The sequence below is a fragment of the Catenuloplanes nepalensis genome, from assembly GCF_030811575.1.
GTDB classification, from domain to species: domain Bacteria; phylum Actinomycetota; class Actinomycetes; order Mycobacteriales; family Micromonosporaceae; genus Catenuloplanes; species Catenuloplanes nepalensis.
In genome coordinates this window covers 1,869,230-1,887,513 of sequence record NZ_JAUSRA010000001.1, presented here as the reverse complement: position 1 = coordinate 1,887,513, position 18,284 = coordinate 1,869,230, and the positions used below count along the sequence as shown (strand labels likewise).

Genomic DNA, 18,284 nt, shown 5'->3' with positions numbered 1-18,284 from the left:
CTCGCTGATGACCTGTTCACCGGTGACGACGGCGACGACGGCGGATGAGCGTCTCCGGGAGTCGCCGGCGGTCAGCTCAGCCCTTCACGTACCTCCAGGTGACGGATGGAATCTCCGCCCTTGTGGTCGCTCGACCGCCCGTGCTTGCTTCTGACCAGGGCCGTGAGCTTGTGTATGGCACCGCTGCACGCCTCGCCCACGGAGGCGGCGTGGTACGTGACGGCGACCGGTTGCTCCCCCGCGGATCGCGTCTCGATCATGCACCGCTTGTCGGAGCCGCCGGACCGTCCGGCGTTCTCGTCGCCGAGGTGGACCTCTACGCGGGTGATCTGCTCACTGAAGTGCGACAGCGCGGCTTCGAGTTCGGCCTCGATCCGCTGGACCATTCCATTGCTGACGGTCACGTTCTTGTCCGTGTGGACCTGGATCTGCACGCACGCGCTCCTTCTGTGTCGCCGGCCGAAACCGGGCCAGCGAGGATGTCGTGCCTGCTCCGGTACGCCGAACGAGTTTCTCTCGGCTCACCGGGCGGCACCGGAGGTGAGATCAGCGCGGGCGGTTGAACCGGGAGAGGAGGGCACCGAGTTTCCCCCGGTTCTCACCGTGGTTCATGCCCGGTCGGTCCTGGCCGCCTCGGCGGTTCATGCCCTGCCGGCCCCGATCGACCAGCTGACGGCCCTGCGGACTGCGGAAGAATGCCATGACACGGTTCAGCAACGACGAAGACGCCATCGGATTACCTCTCCACGGGGGGTGTGTTCCGCATTCGGGAATACACCGGTGCGATCAACGCTCATGCCGGAGTGGACGCGAAGCCTGACGGCCGGTCCCTGGCGACGCCGCCCCCTGGCGTCCGATCTGTGTGGCGATCCTGTTCCGGCCGAAGGCCGGATCGGAGCCGCAGTTCCCATATACCCAGTCGAGCCGGTGTTCATGCGTGCGGGACGGGCCGACATGGCCACGCCACCCCCCGCCGGCGTCCTGTCGACGACCCGGTCGCCGGTCAGACGCACGGCGCGCCCTCCACCAGCTCCGGCAGGCGCCCGAACACATCGATCACGACATCCTCGACTCGCACGGACGAAGCGCACCCAGGTCGCCCTTTGTCAGCGGACCACCATGACGGCGCACCGGCGCGGGGATAGCCGAAGACGCCGGGATGAGCTGGGCACCGGATATGTCGCTTCGCCACTACGACTTTCGTCGGATGCGCATGTCCGGAAATCCCAGCACGGTGGGGAGCAGCCGGACTTATCAGGAGGAAGACAACAGATGCTGTCACGACGTAATCTGCTCGCGGGTGCGACCGGCATCGGTGCGGTCGCGCTGGCCGCCGCCGCCGGCGCCAACGCGTTCGCCGGCGAGACCACGACCGCCGCCTCGCCGGCCCCGCGCCGTCTGCCGGCCACGCTCGCCCACCGGCGACCCCGGGTGGCGAGCCGGGCGCGGACCGACGTGGCCGACTTCAGCCTCACCCACCTGTCGGTCGTCTCCTCGGCCGCCGCGGGGGTCCGGCTGCGTACCGCCGCGGGCTGGGGTGACTGGGTCGACCTCGCCGCGAGTTCCTGCGCGGGCGCCCGCGACGAGCGGACCGCGCCCGCCGGCCGGCGTTCACTGGTGCTGGCCCGGGACGTCACCGGCTACGAGGTGCAGACCGGCGACGGCAGCGCCGCCGTGGTCACCGAACTGAACACCGTCGACGGACCCGCCGGACCGGTCGCCGGCGCGAGCACCCGGCAGCTGCGCACCCGCGGCGGCGCCTGCGACCTGCCCGCCTACCTGTCCCGGGCCGCGTGGGGCGCGGACGAGACGCTGCGTTTCGCCGCGGACGGCACCACCGAGCTGTGGCCGGTGGACTACTTCCCGGTCCAGACGCTGACCGTCCACCACACCGGGCTCTACGCGCACAACGACGACCCGGACCCGGCCGCCACCGTCCGCGCCGTCTACTACGACGACTGCGTCGTCGACGACTACGGCGACATCGGGTACCAGCTGCTCATCGACGAGGCCGGCGCGGTCTACGAAGGGCGCGTCTCCGGCGACGACGGCCTGCCCGTCTACGACCGCGAACTGAACATGGCCAACGGCGCGCACGTCGGCTCGTTCAACGCCGGCAACATCGGCGTGGTCCTGCTCGGCCGGTTCACCTCGGTGCAGCCGACGCCGGCCGCCCGCGAGTCGCTGGTCAAGGTACTCGCGCTGCTGTCCAAGGTCTCCGGCCTCGATCCCGCCGGCACCACCGCCTACCTCAACCCGGGCAACGGGCTCGGCGGCGAGGTCCGCACCGTCCAGGGACACCGCGACTGGGCGGCGATCGGCGCCGGCGCCACCGAATGCCCCGGCGACGCCTTCCACCCCACCCTCGAGTCGATCCGCCGGGACGTGGCGGCGTCGCTCTGACGGACGAGATCCCGCCCCGACGGGCTACCCGGTGACCGGGGCGGGATCTCGATGCTCGTCGTCCTGAATCGTCGCCGCCGCCCGGCGCAGGTCCGACAGCACGGCCCGGACCGCGCGCCGGGCCGCCCGCTCGGGCCGGTGGAGGACGTCGATGTGACGTCGCGTGCGCACCCCGCTGAGCGGCCGGAGGACCATCCCGGGGTGCGCCCGCGTGGTCCAGCGGGGCATCAGCGCCAGGCCGCCACTGGCCACCACCACCTCGGCGGCCACCGCGAGATCGTTGATACGGTGGACGACGGCGAGCGGCCGGTTCGCCGCGGCGGCGATCGCGTCGATGACGGCCGACAGCGGAAAGCCCTCGTGCACGCTGATCCACGGCTCATCCACCACGTCGTACGGGGTGAGGCGCCGCTTCGCGGCCAGCGGATGGTCGCCGGGCAGCGCCACGTCCAGCGGCTCACGCAGCAGCGGTCTCGCGACGACCGTGTCCGGCCACGGTGACGCGTGGCCGAGATGGTGCGCGAGCACCAGGTCGTGGTCCCGGGTCAGCCGCGGGAACTCGTCCTGGGCGACATCCTCGTCGGCGAGCGTGAGCCGCGGGCGTCCCGGCCCGGATCGGCGCAGCAGCAGCGGGAAGAAGGCGGCGGCCGCACTGTGGAACGCGGCCACCGACACATCCGCGTCCGGCCGCTCGACGAACTCCTCCACCACGCTCCGCGCCCTGGCCAGCGCGGTCTCCACCTCGATCGCCGCACCGGCCAGGGCACGCCCGGCATCGGTGAGCACCAGCCGCCGCCCGTCGCGCTCGGTGAGCGGCACCGGGATCGGGCGCTGCAACAGCCGCAGCTGCTGGGAGACCGCCGACGGCGTCATCGTCAGCGCCTCGGCCGCGGCGGTGACGCTGCCCAGCTCGCCGACCTCCCGCAGGATCTGCAACTGCCGCTCGTTCACCCGCTCAGTGTAGTGATCCTTCAGCGTCCTTGAAGAAGGACGCTCTTGGCTTCACGATCAACCCGCCGCAGGCTGTGCGCATGCTCCACGGCCGCCGCACCGACGCAGTGCTGCTCCTCGTCGCGATCGTCTGGGGGTCCAGCTACCTGGCCGCCAAGACCGCCACCCACGACCTGCCCGTCCTCACGGTGCTGCTCGCCCGGTACGCGATCTCCGCCATCGCCTGCCTCGCCCTCGTCGAGGCACGCCGCCGCAGCGGGCGACTCACCCCGGACGAGATCCGGATCGGCGCGCTGCTCGGCGTCACACAGGCGGCCGTGCTGCTGCTGGAGACGTACGGCGTCGCGCACACCAGCGCCGCCAACGCCGGACTGATCATCAGCCTCACCATCGTGCTCACCCCGCTGCTCGACCGCACCGCCGGCGCCGGCCGGCTGCCCACCCGCTTCTTCGCCGCCACCGGCCTGTGCCTGCTCGCCGTCACGCTGCTCATGCTCGGCAGCGGCTTCCACCGCCCCCGGATCGGTGACCTGCTGATCCTCGCCGCGGCGGTGGTGCGCGCCGGGCACGTCGTCCTGGTCGGCCGGCTGACGAAGGACCGGGCCGTACGGCCCCTGCAGCTGACGGCCGTGCAGATGGTCGTCGGCACCCTGCTGTTCGCCGGGCCCGCCGCGAGCGGCCTGCCGGCCCTCATCCGGGCCGACGCCTCGACCTGGGGTGCGCTGCTCTATCTCGCACTGTTCTGCAGCGTGTTCGCCTTCCTCGCCCAGACCTGGGCGGTGCAGAACAGCTCACCGAGCCGCGCCAGCCTGCTGCTGGGCACCGAACCGGTCTGGGCGGTCGCGATCGGCATCGGACTCGGCGGCGAGACGTTCACCGCCTTCGCCGGTCTCGGGGCGGCGCTCATGGTCGCCGGCACGTACTGGGGGCAGCACATCGAACGCGCCCACCGCACCCTGCCACCATTACGGCGAACGGTCACTTCAGCATCCTGAACGCTCCCCAGCAGCGCCCGGCGATCCTGGCCCGTCCGCTGACGACTGACCCGGCTCCGCGAGGACGGAGTCGACGAGTCCCGGTGGACTTCTTCTTCCGCTACGACTCGTTGGACGAGATCCTGGACGCGGCCGGCCACCTCGCCAGCTCCTCCGGCAGCCGCACAGCGGCGGGGTCACCCCGGACAACGTCGAGAACCAACCCGGCGTGGACGATCGGCGCATCAGCAGGCCCGGACGTCAGCGGATCCACCTGTGAGCCGGAGATGTCCGGCAACGGCTGTCGGGTCCCCGTCTTCCTGGCCCGCGAGCCGGCTCCGTTGCCTAGTGCCAGGCTCGGTACCGGACGATCTGAAGGCTCGGCTCGATGTAGTCGACCTGGTAGAGGATTCGGTACACCATGCCGTCGGCTACGTTCGTCGCCAGCACCGTGCGGGTGCCGGGCCGGGTGGAGCACGCCTCGACCGGCTCGGTGTAGGTCGCCGCGGAGCCGTCGGCGGGGAAGAAGCCGACCAGGAAGGTCTGGCAGCGATCCGCCGAGTCGGCCTGGTCACGGATGTGAGACACGCTGATCGTCGTGCACCGGGAACTCGTCGTCGTCAAGGGCATGCTGGCCACCCTGCCGGCCGCGTAGAAGTCGGGGGCGGGCCGGACGGACACGCATCCGTCCCGGGCGGCGCCCGCCGTGCCGGCGGCTGCCGGGGACGGTGCCGCCCATATGGCCGTCACCACGGTCAGCACGACCGCGCTCAAGGTCCTCCACACTGATGCACTCATCGAAACTCCCGTCATCGCAGGAGGTGACCAGGGTCCGGAGCCACCGGGAACGCTGCCAACGATTCTCGGGTTCTGCCTCCTTGGCAATGCCGCAACGGTGCCAACCTGCGGTTTCGCCACCATCCGGTGACGGCGGCCGGCTTGTCCACGGGATGCGACCTGGCGGATGCCGCCGATCTGTCGCGCCGTCAATCGTCGCTGTGCGTGCCGACCGCCCGCGTCCCTGAAGGCGATCGCGGACGCCCGGCTCCCACGAACCGCCGGATAGGGGCCAGGATCGCGAGCCGGCCGGTCCCAGTCGAGCGCTTCGAGGCTGTGCCGGCTGGTGTCGTCGAACGGCAGGACCGGCCTCGGCCATCACCACGCCACGACGAGCGTCGATGCCGCGAGGAGCGCGGCACCCTCATCCCGGCCGACCGGGTCACCGACCAGATACCGTACTTCTCCCGGAGAACACCGCGGCACGGCATGAACGTCCACCCCATACCGCAACGACCACTGGCGGAAGCTGTCCGCCGGACAGAAGACCGCCAATACACGAGCGGACGGCACAGTACGGCGGCCCGGGCGCGCTGTCGGCGCCCGGGCCGCCGTACTGTCTCACCGCAGGCCGAACGCCCGGGTGATGCGCTGTTCGACCGTGTTGCCCCGGGCGTCGCGGGCGCTGGTGCGCAACGTGACGAACTGGGCCGTCCTGGGCGCGGCGATCCGAGTGCTCCAGCCGTCCGGCTGCCGACGGAGCGCCACCCGGTGCCAGGTGGCCCCGTCGTCGTACGAGACGTCGAGCGTGACCGTCCGTACGACTCCGGGGTCGGTCGCCGTGGCCAGGGTGGACGTGGCGACCGTCAGGTCGAAGTTCCGTCTCGCCCGGCCGTCCCGGTCGGTGTCCACGTCGTAGTCGAGCTGGATCAGCGGAGGGCTGACTACCGTCCCCGGCGGCACGTCACCGGAGGTGAACGACCACTCGGTGCGGGTGCTGGTCGAGTAGGGCCCGGCCCACGCGTCCCGGTTGTTCTCCGACACCAGCCGGTAGGGAAGCGCCTGTACCGGCAGCGGACCGGCGGCCAGCAGCGCGTTGTACCGGTCGTTGGCGCCCACCAGCCTGTCACCCTGATAGAGGGTCAGCCGGTTGTCGGCGCCCGGGTTGTCGGCGGTGTTTCCCGCGTGCGCGGCGCCCGAGTCGCCCCAGCCGGGGATGTTCGCGAAGAACCAGCCACCTTCCTGGCGGAAGATGTTGAGGCCGTCAGGCTCGTCCACCAGGCGGGGCCGCTGCACCGGGCCGAACCACCGCTGCTGGTGCACCGATCCGGCCCGGTACGCGGTCGGCGCGGTGTGCTGGGCCTGCTCCCCCGGTATCGCCACGTTGGAGATCCACTTCTGTCCGGCGGTGACCCAGTCCGTGCGGTCGCCGCGGGCCGGGACCTCGGTGTAGTCCAGGAACATCGTCAGCCCGAGGAAATTGATCTCGGAACGCTGCTCGATCGCGCGACCTGGCCGCCAATTGTTGAACGACACGTCGACCCGGGCCAGATCGCCCGGCGTGGCCCGATAGGACAGGTCCGCCGGCACCGCGCCGACGTAGTCGGTGACCAGGTCGTAGGCGTACTCGCTGACCGGGTGCGAGGTGACGTCCAGCCGCACGCCACGCTCGCGCTGAATGCGGGCGATGAGTTTCTCGCCCTCGTCGCGGGTGAGGGTGGCGACGGTGACCGGTGGCGGATCCGACGGCATCCACACCGAACCGGGCCAGGGCTCGAGGCGACCGGGACCGTCGTTGACGACGAGCAGCAGCTTGGCGCCCGCCGCCGCAGCCGCGGCCGCCCGGTCCTGGATCGAGGTCGCGCCGCCGGCCCGGACGACCAGCGCCTTGCCGCGCACGGCGCCGCCCAGAACCGCGTCGAGGCTGCGCACGGTGACCGGCAACGGCGTCGCGCCCTGCCGCACCCGCAGGTCGTCATAGCCGGCGACGGTCAGTTCGGGCTGGGCGAGGCGCCAGCGTGCCGACGCGGTCAGGGTTCCGTCCGGAACCTTGCCGGTCGGCAGCACCCAGACGCTGTCGTACTGTGGTCCCGGGTACCACGCGTCCAGCCATGGATTGCCGCCGGTGATGTCCCGGACGAGCGTGAACCGGGACGCGGTCACCGTGGACGGCTGCGGGGTGCTCGCGGTCAACCGGCGGGCCTTGGCCGAGTCGAAGACGACCGTGCGGTCCCCGTCCAGCTGGATGCCGGTCACCGGGAGGATCGCCAGGCCCATCGAGCTCGGTCCGTGGGTCCCCTCGACGTCACCGGTCAGATAGGCGGTGTACGTGCCCACCGGGAGCCGCAGGTCGAGCGCTCCCGTCTCGTCGATCATCTGGATGACCGTCCGGTCACGGCTCAACACGACGACCACGCCGCCGAGCGGCTTGCCGCTGCGGTCCCGGCCTCGCAGCGCGAGTTGATGGCGCGGGCCTTCCTTGCCACCACCGACGGAGGTACGCAGTCCACCGGTCGCGGTCACGTAGCCGGAGAAGGTCTGCTCGGCCGGCACCCGGTCGAACGATGTCGTCGCGGTCACCGTGGCGGTGCCATGGGCCGGGACGGTGATCTGCTTCGCCGACAGGGTGATCAGGTCGAGCGAGGACGCCAGATCGAGCGTCACCGGAGACGCGCCGATGTTGGTGTAGGTGATCTCCCGGTCGACCGGGCCGGTCGGTGCGGTCGGGTAGGACGGATAGCCGAAGTTGACCGAACCCGTCGCGAAGACCGTGGCGCGTGCCGTCGCGGCGACGTCGAGCCGGCCCGTCCCGCCCTGGTAGGCGTTCAGGTCCGGGGTGGCCTTGGTCGTGCTGACCAGGGCGTCCTTGAGCTGCCGGCCCTTCAGCTCGGGATGCGCCGCGGCGACCAGCGCCGCAGCGCCGGCGACGTGCGGCGTAGCCATCGACGTGCCGCTCATCGACGTGTAGGGCCCCTCGCCGGCCTGGCTGAGGTGGGAACGGGCGGCCACGATGTTCACGCCGGGCGCGGTCAGGTCGGGCTTGAGCGCCCGGTCGCCGGCCCGCGGCCCCTGGCTCGAGAAGTCGGCGAGCAGGTCGTGGCCGTCCACGGCGCCGACGGTCAGCGCCGCGTCGGCGGCGCCCGGCGTACCCACGGTGTATCTGCTCGGGCCCGCGTTGCCGGCCGCGATGACGAACAACGCGCCGGTCTCCTCGCTGAGCTGGTTCACGGCCACACTCATCGGGTCCGTACCGTCGGTCGGGTCGCCACCGAGGCTCATGCTGACGATGCGGGCGTGCTGGTCGCGGACCGCCCACTCCATGCCGCTGATGATCCACGACTCCTGGCCGGTGCCCTCGTCGTCGAGCACCTTACCGACGTGCAGGCGGGCGCCCGGCGCGACGCCGCGCTCCTTGCCCCCGGACGCGGCACCGCTGCCGGCGATCGTGGACGCGACGTGGGTGCCGTGCCCCATGCCGTCCTCGACCGACTCGCCGGGCACGAAGGACGTGGTCGCAGCGACCGCGTCGGCCAGGTCCGGGTGGGACGTGTCGATCCCGGTGTCGAGGACGGCCACGTCGACACCGGCGCCGGTGTTGCCCTTCTGCCAGACCTCTGGGGCGCCGATCTGCGCGGTGCTGTCGGCCAGCGCGGCCTCGACCCTGCCGTCCAGCCAGATCTTCCCGACCCCCGAGGCCGATCGAGCGCCGCTCGCGGAGTCAAGGAACCGGCCGGAACGGTCCGCGGTCAGCGCGGCGCCGCCGATGCTGTCCAACGGCCGGACAGCGGTGGTTCCGGGCAGTGCCGCGGTACGCATGGCGGCGGCCGGGTCGTCGTAGGTGACGATCAGCGGGATGCCGGAGCTGTGCGCGTCGTCGTAGCCTGCGGCCACCAGCTCGGTGACGTTGAACAGGTCCTCGTCGAGCAGACCGGAGGCCAGGTGAGGAAAAGCGTCGTGCGGATAGACGTACGTGTCGCCGTCCTTGACGTTCGACAGGTAGCCGGCCATCCGGCCCTCAGGGTTACGGACCTGAACGCCGCCGTCGGCAGCGACGGTCACGATGTCGCCGGTGATCAGGCTGACGGTGGTGGCCGGCGCGCTCTGGGGCGGCGGCGCGGACGGGGCGGCATGGGCGGCCGAGGGGACGAACGTGACCGAGCCTACGGTCAGCGCGACGAGCCCGAGCCCACGCAAGCGTGACAGTGACAATGAAACCTCGCGGACGATCGATGAATCGAGCACCGCCCACTATGAGGTTCTTCGATTACATTGTGATCAACTACCCGTATCATGTGGCCTTGTCCGGCCTGACGACAATCCGCACACCGTCATCGCCCCCGGCCCGCCCGGCCACCTCGGTACGCGGTGGCGCGCAGCGCGGCGATCGGGCCGGGGAGGGTGAGGCCGGGCAGCGGGTGCAGGACCGGGTCGAAGGCGATCGGCTCGTCGTCACGCGGCGCGCTCAGCGCCAGCAGGCCGATCTCGTGCGCGCGCCCGCCGGTGCGCGCGGCGGAGAGCAGGAACAGCGGCCCGCCGCGCCGCACCGGACGGGGCCGGGCGGTCAGCGTCACCCGCAGGCCGCCGGCCGCGTACGGCACGATCGTGGTGTAGGAGACGGCCTCCGGGCGGCGGCGGGGCAGCAGCAGGTGCCGGGTGAGCCGGCCGGTGCCGCCGGTGGACAGCAGCAGGTCGTGGCGCGCGCCGTCCGGTCCGGTGAAGCCGAACGCGAGGCCGAGCACGTCCGGCAGCGGCCGGGGCAGGCCGGCGCCGCGGGACGTCCGGGCGGTGCCGTGGTCCTCGCCGGGCTCGTCCAGCCACGGCACGCCGAAGTCGCCGCCGCCGCGCCGGATGAGCCGCGCGTCGTACACGCGGCCGATCTTGTGAATGGGTTTGCCGCCGCGCAGCCGTGCCAGCCCGCCGAAGATGTCGTCCACGCCCCAGGTCATGCCGGGCCGGTTACCCAGCCGGTGCGGTTCCTACCGGGGACTCCCCGCGGCGGCGACGGAAGGCCGCTGCGGAAAGGTGGCTCAGGTGCTGGAGGTCGGCGGCGACTCGTCGGGCGTCTTCGCCATCGGTCCGCCTTGCGTGATCGTCATTCGCGGGCGAGTTCACGGGTGCTCCAGGCCACATCGACGCCTTCCGGGAATGACCCCGCGGCCGGAGTCCATGGGTTGATCGTCCGGGGGTGGTGACGGAATTCAAGACTGTGTTCCCGCCACCGGGTCAAGCTCGGCCGGCCGGCCCGGGCGGGGTGTCCGCCCGGGCCGGCCGATCGAGGTCATGTGTTCTGGATCCAGCCGGTCGTCTGCACCGGGGGCTTCGGGGGCTCGACCGCGGTGAGGCCGCCGTCCACCGGGATGACGGTCGCGTTGACGTACGAGCCGCCGGGGCCGGCGAGGAACGCGATCACCTCGGCGACGTCCTCCGGCCGGCCGACGCGGCGCAGCGGGATGAGGTCGATGTACCGGTCGAGCCACATGGCGGGAACGCTGGTGTAGGTCGGGCCGGGAGAGACCGCGTTGACCCGCACGTTGGCCGGGCCGTACTCGGCGGCGAAGGCCCGGGTGATGGCGTTGACGGCTCCCTTGGTGGCGGCGTAGATCGCGTTGTTCTCGTCGCCGAGTACGGCGGATCCGCTGCTGACGTTGATGACGCTGCCGCCGCCACGCTCGGCCATCTTCGGGGCCAGGGCCGCGGTCAGCAGGAAGATCGCGCGCACGTTGGTGTCGAACAGCGCGTTGTACTGCTCGGTGGTGAAGCCGGCGCTGGCACCGAAGCCGCCGGCCCCGGCGCTGTTCACCAGGACGTCCACCTCGCCCGCGTCCCGGGCCAGCCGGCGCACGTCGTCCTCGTCGGCCAGGTCGACGGCGACGAAGCGGGCGGTGCCGCCGTCGGCCTGGATCTTCTCGACCACCTCGGCGCCGCGTTCGGCGTTGCGCCCGGTGATCACCACGTGCGCGCCACGCGCGGCCAGTGCGATCGCGGTCGCCCGGCCGATGCCGCTGGTGGCGCCGGTGACCAGGGCGGTCTTTCCGGTCAGCTCGCTCATGACTCGATTCCTCTCTGGATGATGCCGTCGTAACCTACTCGGCCTGCGAATAATTCCGTACCGACCGATCGGTGCAGAAGTACCGTAGCAGTTGTGGATCGATCGGTACGCAATCGGTAAGCTGGATCACGTGAACAGCCAGAGAAGCGCCCCGATCGGCCGCCCCCGGGGCTTCGACGCCGACGAGGCGCTCGACAAGGCGATGCGAGTGTTCTGGCAGAACGGCTACGAGGGTGCGAGCCTGCCCGACCTGACCGAGGCCATGGGCATCAGCCGTACGAGCATGTACGCGGCGTTCGGCAACAAGGAGGAGCTGTTCCGCAAGGCGTTGGCGCGCTACGCCGACGGCCCCGCGTCGTACGGGGCCGAGGCGGTCGCCGAGCCGACCGCCCGCGAAGTGGCCACGATCTTCCTGCACGGCGCGGTCCGCAGTGCCACCCTGCCCGGCTACCCGACCGGATGCCTCAGCCTGCGGGCCTCGCTGATCGGCGGCGAGGACGGGCAGGTGATCCGGCAGCTGCTGACCGACTGGCGCAACGAGACCAGCGCCATGCTGCAGAAACGCTTCCAGCGCGCCGTCGACGAGGACGACCTGCCCGCCGGGACCGACCCGGCGACCCTGACCCGATACGTCATGACGATCGGCAACGGCATCGCGGTCCAGGCCGCCGGCGGTGCGCCGCGCGACGAGCTCCAGCTGATCGCGGACGCCGTCCTGCGGAGCTGGCCGCCCGTGCTCGGTCAGTCCTGAGTGGCCCGGGAGGGCCCAACCAGGGTCAACGCCGTCCGCCGCGGTGACCACCCTCACTTGTGTATCGATCGGTGCTGAACTATGGTTCGGCACCGATCGATACATAAGGAGGATGTCATGAACGAGCGCGATCTGCGGAACTGGTTCGGGCGGTACGTCACGGCGCTCAACCGCCACGAGTTCGGCGGCATGGACGAGTTCATCGACGACGAGGTTCTGCTGGACGGCAATCCCGGCACGCGCGACGACGTCGTCGTCGCGCTGCGGGGCATCGTGGACGCCGTGCCCGACTTCCGCTGGGAGGTCAAGGAGGTGGCGATCGACCGTGACCGCTTCGCGGTGCGTGCGGCCAACACCGGCACCCCGGTCAAGGAGTGGCTCGGGGTCCCGGCCACCGGCAAGTCCTTCGAAATCAACGAGTTCGTCGTCTACACGGTCGCAGAGGGGCGATTCGTGAAGATGACGAACCTGCACGACTCGGCCGAGCTGCGCCGGCAGCTGACCGCCTGACCCTGGCACTCCGGCGCCGCCGCCGGTCCTCCGTTCCGCGGTGTGGCGGTGGATCAGAGGTGGGCGTGGTAGAAACCGGCGAGCCGTTCGACGGCCGGGTCGACGTACTCGGGTACGTCGTACATCTCGTAGTGCCGGGCACCCTTGATCACCATCCGGTCGATGGGGTTGGGGGCCAACTGCCACAGCCGTTCGCCGGCGGTGTCGAAGCCGGTGCCCTCGAGGTGCTCGGCCAGGATGAGCTCCAGCGGCTGGGTCATCAGCTGGTCTACCAGGTGGAAGGCGTCGAAGCCGATCAGCAGGGCGTCGCCGCGGGAGAGCCGGCGATTCGTCGAGTGCTCGTTCTGGCCGCGTTCGGTGCGGTAGTACCTGATCGCCTGCAGCAGGTCGATGTCGGTGACTCCGGACTCCTCGGCCTCGGCCATGGTGTCGGGCAGCCACTGCCGGCGGGTCAGCTCACCGGTGCGGCCCTCCTCGATGCGGGCCTGGGCCATGGCGTCCAGGGCCGCGGCGGGCCCGTCGGGCTGGAAACCGCGGAAGGAGGCGCCGATCTCGCCGGGGTCGACGGCGCCGACGGCCCTGATGCGGTGATCGGTGCGCGCGGTGTGGATCGCGTAGCCGCCACCGGCGCAGATGCCCAGCACGCCGATGCGCCGCGGGTCGATGCCGGGGACCGTGCTGAGCGCGTCGATGGCGTAGGAGATGTCCTCGCTGCGCCGGTAGGGGTCCTCGAGGTCGCGGGGTTCGCCGCCGCTCTGGCCCTGGTGGGAGGGATCGAAGACGAGCGCCGCGATGCCGTGGGTGGCGAGCCGCGACGCGTAGTTGGCGCCGATCTGCTCCTTGACGCTGCTGCCCGGCGTCGACAGCACCACGGCGCGCAGCGGCTCGGCTGCCTCGTCGACGTCATCGGGCAGGTGAAGATCACCCGCGAGCGCGAACGGCCCGCGCGGGATCGAGATGTGCCGGAGCATGGGGCGGCCACCTTTTCTCGGAGAGTGTCACGACCTGCGATCCGCAGTGAACATCATGTGGTGGGCACGCGGTCAAGCGGCGTCCGCGGGCTGATCTTCCGCGTCGTCGGCAGCTGGACCCGCAGTGCGCGAGCGGGGCCCGTCGCCGGGGTGCTGGTGTCGAGCGTGCTGTGCACGGCCATCCACGGCGCGACGGATCCGTACCTCATCGTCCGGTATTTCGTGCCCTGAACCGGACCGGCCGTCATCACCTGGCGCACCGGCGGGCTGGAGATCGCTGTCATGCTCCACGCGGTGCTCAACACGTTCACCTTCATCATGGCGATGTCCCTGCGGGTGGACCTCGGGAGCGCGACGCAGGACCGGTCAGTCGGCGTCGGGCCGCCGTATCAGCTGATTCCCACGGTCACGGTCATCGTCATCACCGCCGTGGTCCGGTGGTTGACCCGGAGGTCCCGCTTCGCACGCCGAACCAGCCGGTAGCGGCCGTGCTCAAGCACTTCGTGGGCAACGAGCAGGAACTCGACCGAGCCACGAGCTTGTCGAACATCGACTCCCGAACACTGCACCAGGTCTACAACCTGCCGTTCGAGATCGCCGACGACATCGGCCAGCCCGCCGGAGTGATGTGTGGCTACAACCAGCTCAACGGCACCTACTCCTGCGAGAACCCGGCCCTTCTGACCACGTACCTCCGGCAGGAGATGGGCTTCGACGGGTTCGTCGTGACGGACAACGGGTCGCAGCACTCGACTGCCGCGTCCCTGAACGCGGGGCTGGATCAGGAACTCAGCCTGCCGCTCTACTTCACCCCGGCCAACCTGCATGCCGCACTCGACGCCGGTGACATCACCGAGGCCCAGATCCGCGCGGCGGCATTGCGCGTCGTGCGCGCCAAGTTCGCCAACGGCGCCTTCGACCACCGTGCGTCGACGATCGCGCGCAGCGGCCGTGCCGGCGAGCGTGACGACCGCGGCGGCGAAGGCTGCGATCAGCTCATCGGCCCGGTCGAACGAGGAAGCTGTCCGGATCTGCCGAAGAGCGGACGGCCGCTACCGCGCCTGCGGTGGCGCATCCGGTAGGCCGGCCGTGAGGCGCCACGCGCCCGGATCGAACCGACCGGAGTCCAGGACATTCGTCAACATCGTGGTCCCAGCGGCAAAGCCGTCCGCAAGGTCGTGACTGGTGTCCACCGTCCACGACTCACTACGGACTTGGTGCATGTTGTGGTCCTGCGGGCACCAACACGCCACCTCCACGGCGGCATTGACGGTGAGTGCGGAACACCAGGCGACGTTGAGCGTAAGCTCGAGCCGATCGTGCCCGCTGTTGAAGAGCACGATCGCCGTGTCGAGAAGAATGACGTAAACGCCGTCGGTCGCGACGGGCGGGCGCTTGCGGTGTTCGGGATACCACCACCAGCCGATACGGTCGACGGCGGCGGGGTGACGGTCAAGTGCTCCAGCCAACCGCTGGAGTTCGCCCATCACCGCCACGTAGTCATTCGGAAGCACGTCAGCCATCGGCACACGATCGATTGACATCACCGGCCCGGACATGCATCGATCATCCCACGCCACCGGTGCACCGATTTGCCGCTCATCGAGTTCTGCCAACCCAACGCCGGCCATATTCAAACCCACTGCCCGGACTGCGCGCCGCCCCGGTCAACCCGGCACCCGTCGCCCGGCCGGGATCGGAATCCCCGTTTGCCGCATCGTCCACGGGGTAGCCGACCCGCCCGGAAGGCGCACGCCGGCCGGTGTGTGTGTGGGAGGACTCTTCATGCGAGCAATGGTCTACCGCGGTCCCTACCGGGTGCGGGTGGAGGAGAAGGACCGCCCGGCGATCGAGCATCCCAACGACGCGATCGTGCGGGTGACCCGGGCCGCCATCTGCGGCTCCGACCTGCACCTCTACCACGGGATGATGCCGGACACCCGGGTCGGGACGACGTTCGGGCACGAGTTCGTGGGCGTGGTCGACGAGGTCGGGTCCTCGGTGCAGCGGCTGAAGCCGGGCGACCGGGTGATGGTCCCGTTCAACATCTTCTGCGGCACCTGTTTCTTCTGTGCCCGCGGGCTCTACTCCAACTGCCACAACGTCAACCCGAACGCGACCGCGGTCGGCGGCATCTACGGCTACTCTCACACGACCGGCGGATATGACGGCGGTCAGGCCGAGTACGTACGGGTGCCGTTCGCGGATGTCGGGCCGAGCCTGATCCCGGAGTGGCTGGACGACGACGACGCGGTGCTGCTCACCGACGCGCTCGCGACCGGCTACTTCGGCGCGCAGCTGGGTGACATCGCCGAGGGTGACGTGGTGGTGGTCTTCGGCGCCGGGCCGGTCGGCCTGTACGCCGCCAAGTCGGCCTGGCTGATGGGCGCCGGCCGGGTGATCGTCATCGACCACCTCGACTACCGGCTGGCGAAGGCGCGCACGTTCGCGCACGCCGAGACGCTCAACTTCACCGAGTACGACGACATCGTGGTGCAGATGAAGAAGATGACCGACCACCTCGGCGCGGACGTGGCGATCGACGCGGTCGGCGCCGAGGCCGACGGCAACCTGCTCCAGCACGTGACGGGCGCCAAACTCAAGCTGCAGGGCGGCTCACCCGTCGCGCTGAACTGGGCCATCGACTCGGTACGCAAGGGCGGCACCGTCTCGGTGATGGGCGCCTACGGCCCGGTGTTCAGCGCGATCAAGTTCGGTGACGCGGTCAACAAGGGACTGACCCTGCGGATGAACCAGTGTCCGGTGAAACGGCAGTGGCCGCGCCTTTTCGAGCACATCCGCAACGGCTACCTCAAGCCCAGCGAGCTGATCACGCACCGGATCCCGCTGGAGCACATCGCCGAGGGCTACCACATCTTCTCGGCGAAGCTCGACGGCTGCATCAAACCGCTCATCGTCCCGACCGCGGCCTAGGAGAACACGACACCATGGCGTACACCCCGGACAAACCCAAGCTGCCCGAGTCCATCGACGAGCTGCGCGCCCGCATCCCCGGGTGGGGCGCCGACCTGGACCCGAAGGACCGGCCGTCGGTGCCGCAGGAGGTCTTCGATCCCGAGTTCAGCGGCGCGCACTGGGAGTTCCCGGAGCGGCAGCCGGAACGATGCCCGCGGGAGCGGTCGATCGAGCACGCGTTCCTCACGCCGGTCTTCGGCACGTCCACCCCGCCCCGCGGCCTGTCCGGCGCGATCCGCCGGCACTCCTACGCGAGATACAGCGAGGCGCGGGCCGCGCACTGGCTGCTCCTGCTCGCGGCCGACCGGGTGGACGTGCTGGAGAGCGCGCTGCGCTCGTTCCTGACCACCCGCCCGGACAACCCGATCACCCAGACGGGGGTACGAAGTGAACTGTCCCACCACGGCCTGAGCTCGCGGCTCGGCCGCAACCGGGCGGACGTGGCACACCACCCGCTCGACCCGGTGATCGTTCTCGCGCCGTGGATCGCCGGGGCCGCGATAGCGTTCGTCGTCGTGCGCCGCCTCACCCGCCGCTCATGACCGGGCTCGGGCAGACCGGAGCGCCGCGTGCGGCGGACCGTCCCACCGGGCCGGTCATCGTGGTCGCCCTGGTCTCCGCCATCGCGAGCCTGCTCGACGGGCATCCCGAAGAACCCTGACGTCGCCGCGATGGCCGGGCGATACGAGATGACCGTTACGCGGCCCCGCGCCGGCTGGGCACCGTGTCGCCGCCGGAGGCGGCCGGCCCGGAACCCGGGCCGCCGGCCTTGCTCGCGAGGTAGACGGTGTTGGCGGACCGGCCGGTGGTCAGCGGGTTGGCGAAGGTCACCACGTGGGCGGCCGCCGTGGCGAAACTCTGCCGGAGCATGGACAGGAAGGTCTCCTCGGGGACGTCGTCGGACCACAGGCCGAACACTCCGCCGGGGCGCAGCCGGTCGCCGAGCCGGTCCAGCCCCGCGGGGGTGTACAGGTCGGCGTGGGCGGGGTCCAGGACGTTGACGGGTGAGTGGTCGATGTCGACCAGGATGGCGTCGAAGCGCCGGTCCGGCGTGGCCGTGTCGAAACCCGTGCCGTCGCGCAGCAGCCCGAAGAAGTCACCCTCCAGGAGCGTGGTGCGAGGATCGGAGGTGAGCGTGCGTGCGTCCGGGAGCAACTCCCGCCGATGCCAGTCGATCACCGGTGCCAGCGCCTCGACCACGATCAGCGAGCGGACCCGGTCGTCGGCGAGGACCGTCCGCGCGGTGTAGCCGAGGCCCAGGCCGCCGACCACGACATCGCAGGGGATATTCGGCAGGGCGGCCAGCGCGAGCCGGGCCAGTTCCTCCTCGGCGACCGTGAACATGCTGGACATGAGGTACTCGTCGCCGAGCTTGACCTCGTACACCTCGGTATTGGTGGTGGGCTCGAGGCGCCGCCGCAGGCTGACCTCGCCGATGCGTGTCGATGCCCAGCCGAGTTCGGCGAATCGCGGGTGCATTGTCTTCCTCACGGCGTGGGGTGGACCGCGCCAGGGAAGGCGGACGGATTCGCGGGAACGCGATGTAGCAGACCATAGACCCTCCGGAGCCGTTGCCGGGGGATTCCGGCGGCTCGGACGTTCCGGCCCGAGGGACCCTGCTCACGCTCGACGAACGGATGGAGGTCCGGGCCGCCGGCGGGTCAGACGAGGGTGCGGTCCTGCCGTGGCCGGCCCACCAGCAGCGTGCTGAGCAGGGCCACGAAGTACATGGTGAAGACGGAGACCAGCATGGTGGTCTCGCCGAGATCGGCGAGCTGCCAGGGCTGTCCGGCCGGGTCGGTCACGGTCCCGTCCTCCCGGGTGAGAAACCGCGACGTCAGGACCAGGGCGACGCTGACGTACGGCACGATCGCCTGATACCAGAAGGCGTCACCGACGGTCTCCGCCTCGGGCCGGATCGC

At 70.7% G+C, this 18,284-nt stretch carries 19 protein-coding genes; 8 read left to right on the top strand and 11 right to left on the bottom strand.

Annotated elements, in window-relative coordinates; all coding sequences use genetic code 11:
* Nucleotides 1-71: 71 nt before the first annotated feature.
* Nucleotides 72-434 carry an HPF/RaiA family ribosome-associated protein gene (locus J2S43_RS07865; protein WP_306827984.1) on the bottom strand — a complete coding sequence of 121 codons (363 nt, stop codon included), beginning with the start codon at nucleotides 432-434 and terminating at the stop codon, nucleotides 72-74.
* Nucleotides 435-1,272: 838 nt separating this feature from the next.
* On the opposite strand from J2S43_RS07865, the gene J2S43_RS07860 reads away from it, so the two are divergent.
* Nucleotides 1,273-2,403, top strand: coding sequence for a peptidoglycan recognition protein family protein (locus tag J2S43_RS07860; RefSeq protein ID WP_306827982.1), 1,131 nt, complete (start codon nucleotides 1,273-1,275; stop codon nucleotides 2,401-2,403).
* Between the two features lie 24 nt (nucleotides 2,404-2,427).
* On the opposite strand, the gene J2S43_RS07855 is transcribed toward J2S43_RS07860, so the two are convergent.
* Nucleotides 2,428-3,354 carry a LysR family transcriptional regulator gene (locus J2S43_RS07855; RefSeq protein ID WP_306827980.1) on the bottom strand — a complete coding sequence of 309 codons (927 nt, stop codon included), beginning with the start codon at nucleotides 3,352-3,354 and terminating at the stop codon, nucleotides 2,428-2,430.
* 80 nt (nucleotides 3,355-3,434) lie between these two features.
* Between J2S43_RS07855 and J2S43_RS07850 the strand changes: the two genes are divergently transcribed.
* Nucleotides 3,435-4,349 (top strand): DMT family transporter, encoded by a 915-nt coding sequence (locus J2S43_RS07850; RefSeq protein WP_306827978.1) that lies wholly within the window; start codon nucleotides 3,435-3,437, stop codon nucleotides 4,347-4,349.
* Between the two features lie 324 nt (nucleotides 4,350-4,673).
* On the opposite strand, the gene J2S43_RS07845 is transcribed toward J2S43_RS07850, so the two are convergent.
* The 4 genes from J2S43_RS07845 to J2S43_RS07830 form a co-directional block, all read right to left on the bottom strand.
* Nucleotides 4,674-5,126 (bottom strand): hypothetical protein, encoded by a 453-nt coding sequence (locus J2S43_RS07845; protein ID WP_306827975.1) that lies wholly within the window; start codon nucleotides 5,124-5,126, stop codon nucleotides 4,674-4,676.
* A gap of 600 nt (nucleotides 5,127-5,726) precedes the next feature.
* Complete coding sequence (locus tag J2S43_RS07840) at nucleotides 5,727-9,299, bottom strand: S8 family serine peptidase (protein WP_306827973.1); 3,573 nt, start codon at nucleotides 9,297-9,299, stop codon at nucleotides 5,727-5,729.
* Nucleotides 9,300-9,433: 134 nt separating this feature from the next.
* On the bottom strand, nucleotides 9,434-10,051 hold the full coding sequence (locus J2S43_RS07835; protein WP_306827971.1) for a hypothetical protein: 618 nt from the start codon (nucleotides 10,049-10,051) through the stop codon (nucleotides 9,434-9,436).
* Nucleotides 10,052-10,383: 332 nt separating this feature from the next.
* Nucleotides 10,384-11,154, bottom strand: a complete 771-nt coding sequence (locus J2S43_RS07830; protein ID WP_306827969.1) for an SDR family NAD(P)-dependent oxidoreductase — start codon at nucleotides 11,152-11,154, stop codon at nucleotides 10,384-10,386.
* Nucleotides 11,155-11,284: 130 nt separating this feature from the next.
* Here J2S43_RS07830 and J2S43_RS07825 point away from each other — a divergent pair, with 130 nt between their 5' ends.
* Together J2S43_RS07825 and J2S43_RS07820 are read left to right on the top strand one after the other, a co-directional pair.
* A complete protein-coding gene (locus J2S43_RS07825; protein ID WP_306827967.1) occupies nucleotides 11,285-11,905 on the top strand; it encodes a TetR/AcrR family transcriptional regulator in 621 nt (206 codons plus the stop codon).
* A gap of 117 nt (nucleotides 11,906-12,022) precedes the next feature.
* Nucleotides 12,023-12,415: an ester cyclase gene (locus J2S43_RS07820; protein ID WP_306827964.1), complete on the top strand. Its 393-nt coding sequence runs from the start codon at nucleotides 12,023-12,025 to the stop codon at nucleotides 12,413-12,415.
* A gap of 53 nt (nucleotides 12,416-12,468) precedes the next feature.
* On the opposite strand, the gene J2S43_RS07815 is transcribed toward J2S43_RS07820, so the two are convergent.
* Nucleotides 12,469-13,386, bottom strand: coding sequence for an alpha/beta hydrolase (locus tag J2S43_RS07815; RefSeq protein ID WP_306827962.1), 918 nt, complete (start codon nucleotides 13,384-13,386; stop codon nucleotides 12,469-12,471).
* Between the two features lie 53 nt (nucleotides 13,387-13,439).
* Nucleotides 13,440-13,706: a hypothetical protein gene (locus tag J2S43_RS07810; RefSeq protein WP_306827960.1), complete on the bottom strand. Its 267-nt coding sequence runs from the start codon at nucleotides 13,704-13,706 to the stop codon at nucleotides 13,440-13,442.
* Nucleotides 13,707-13,823: 117 nt separating this feature from the next.
* On the opposite strand from J2S43_RS07810, the gene J2S43_RS07805 reads away from it, so the two are divergent.
* Nucleotides 13,824-14,468, top strand: coding sequence for a glycoside hydrolase family 3 N-terminal domain-containing protein (locus tag J2S43_RS07805; RefSeq protein ID WP_306827959.1), 645 nt, complete (start codon nucleotides 13,824-13,826; stop codon nucleotides 14,466-14,468).
* Here J2S43_RS07805 and J2S43_RS07800 read toward each other — a convergent pair.
* Nucleotides 14,439-14,909 carry a hypothetical protein gene (locus tag J2S43_RS07800; protein ID WP_306827958.1) on the bottom strand — a complete coding sequence of 157 codons (471 nt, stop codon included), beginning with the start codon at nucleotides 14,907-14,909 and terminating at the stop codon, nucleotides 14,439-14,441. The genes J2S43_RS07805 and J2S43_RS07800 overlap by 30 nt on opposite strands.
* Before the next feature lie 262 nt (nucleotides 14,910-15,171).
* On the opposite strand from J2S43_RS07800, the gene J2S43_RS07795 reads away from it, so the two are divergent.
* The 3 genes from J2S43_RS07795 to J2S43_RS07785 are packed head-to-tail and all read left to right on the top strand — an operon-like array spanning nucleotide 15,172 to nucleotide 17,023.
* Nucleotides 15,172-16,320 carry a zinc-dependent alcohol dehydrogenase gene (locus tag J2S43_RS07795; protein ID WP_306827957.1) on the top strand — a complete coding sequence of 383 codons (1,149 nt, stop codon included), beginning with the start codon at nucleotides 15,172-15,174 and terminating at the stop codon, nucleotides 16,318-16,320.
* Between the two features lie 14 nt (nucleotides 16,321-16,334).
* Nucleotides 16,335-16,904 carry a hypothetical protein gene (locus J2S43_RS07790; protein ID WP_306827956.1) on the top strand — a complete coding sequence of 190 codons (570 nt, stop codon included), beginning with the start codon at nucleotides 16,335-16,337 and terminating at the stop codon, nucleotides 16,902-16,904.
* Nucleotides 16,901-17,023, top strand: coding sequence for a hypothetical protein (locus tag J2S43_RS07785; protein WP_306827955.1), 123 nt, complete (start codon nucleotides 16,901-16,903; stop codon nucleotides 17,021-17,023). Before J2S43_RS07790 ends, J2S43_RS07785 begins: the two co-directional genes overlap by 4 nt.
* 35 nt (nucleotides 17,024-17,058) lie before the next feature.
* Here J2S43_RS07785 and J2S43_RS07780 read toward each other — a convergent pair whose 3' ends face one another.
* Together J2S43_RS07780 and J2S43_RS07775 are read right to left on the bottom strand one after the other, a co-directional pair.
* Nucleotides 17,059-17,841, bottom strand: coding sequence for a spermidine synthase (locus J2S43_RS07780; RefSeq protein WP_306827954.1), 783 nt, complete (start codon nucleotides 17,839-17,841; stop codon nucleotides 17,059-17,061).
* A 182-nt stretch (nucleotides 17,842-18,023) separates the two neighbouring features.
* Complete coding sequence (locus J2S43_RS07775) at nucleotides 18,024-18,230, bottom strand: hypothetical protein (RefSeq protein ID WP_306827953.1); 207 nt, start codon at nucleotides 18,228-18,230, stop codon at nucleotides 18,024-18,026.
* Nucleotides 18,231-18,284 lie beyond the last annotated feature (54 nt).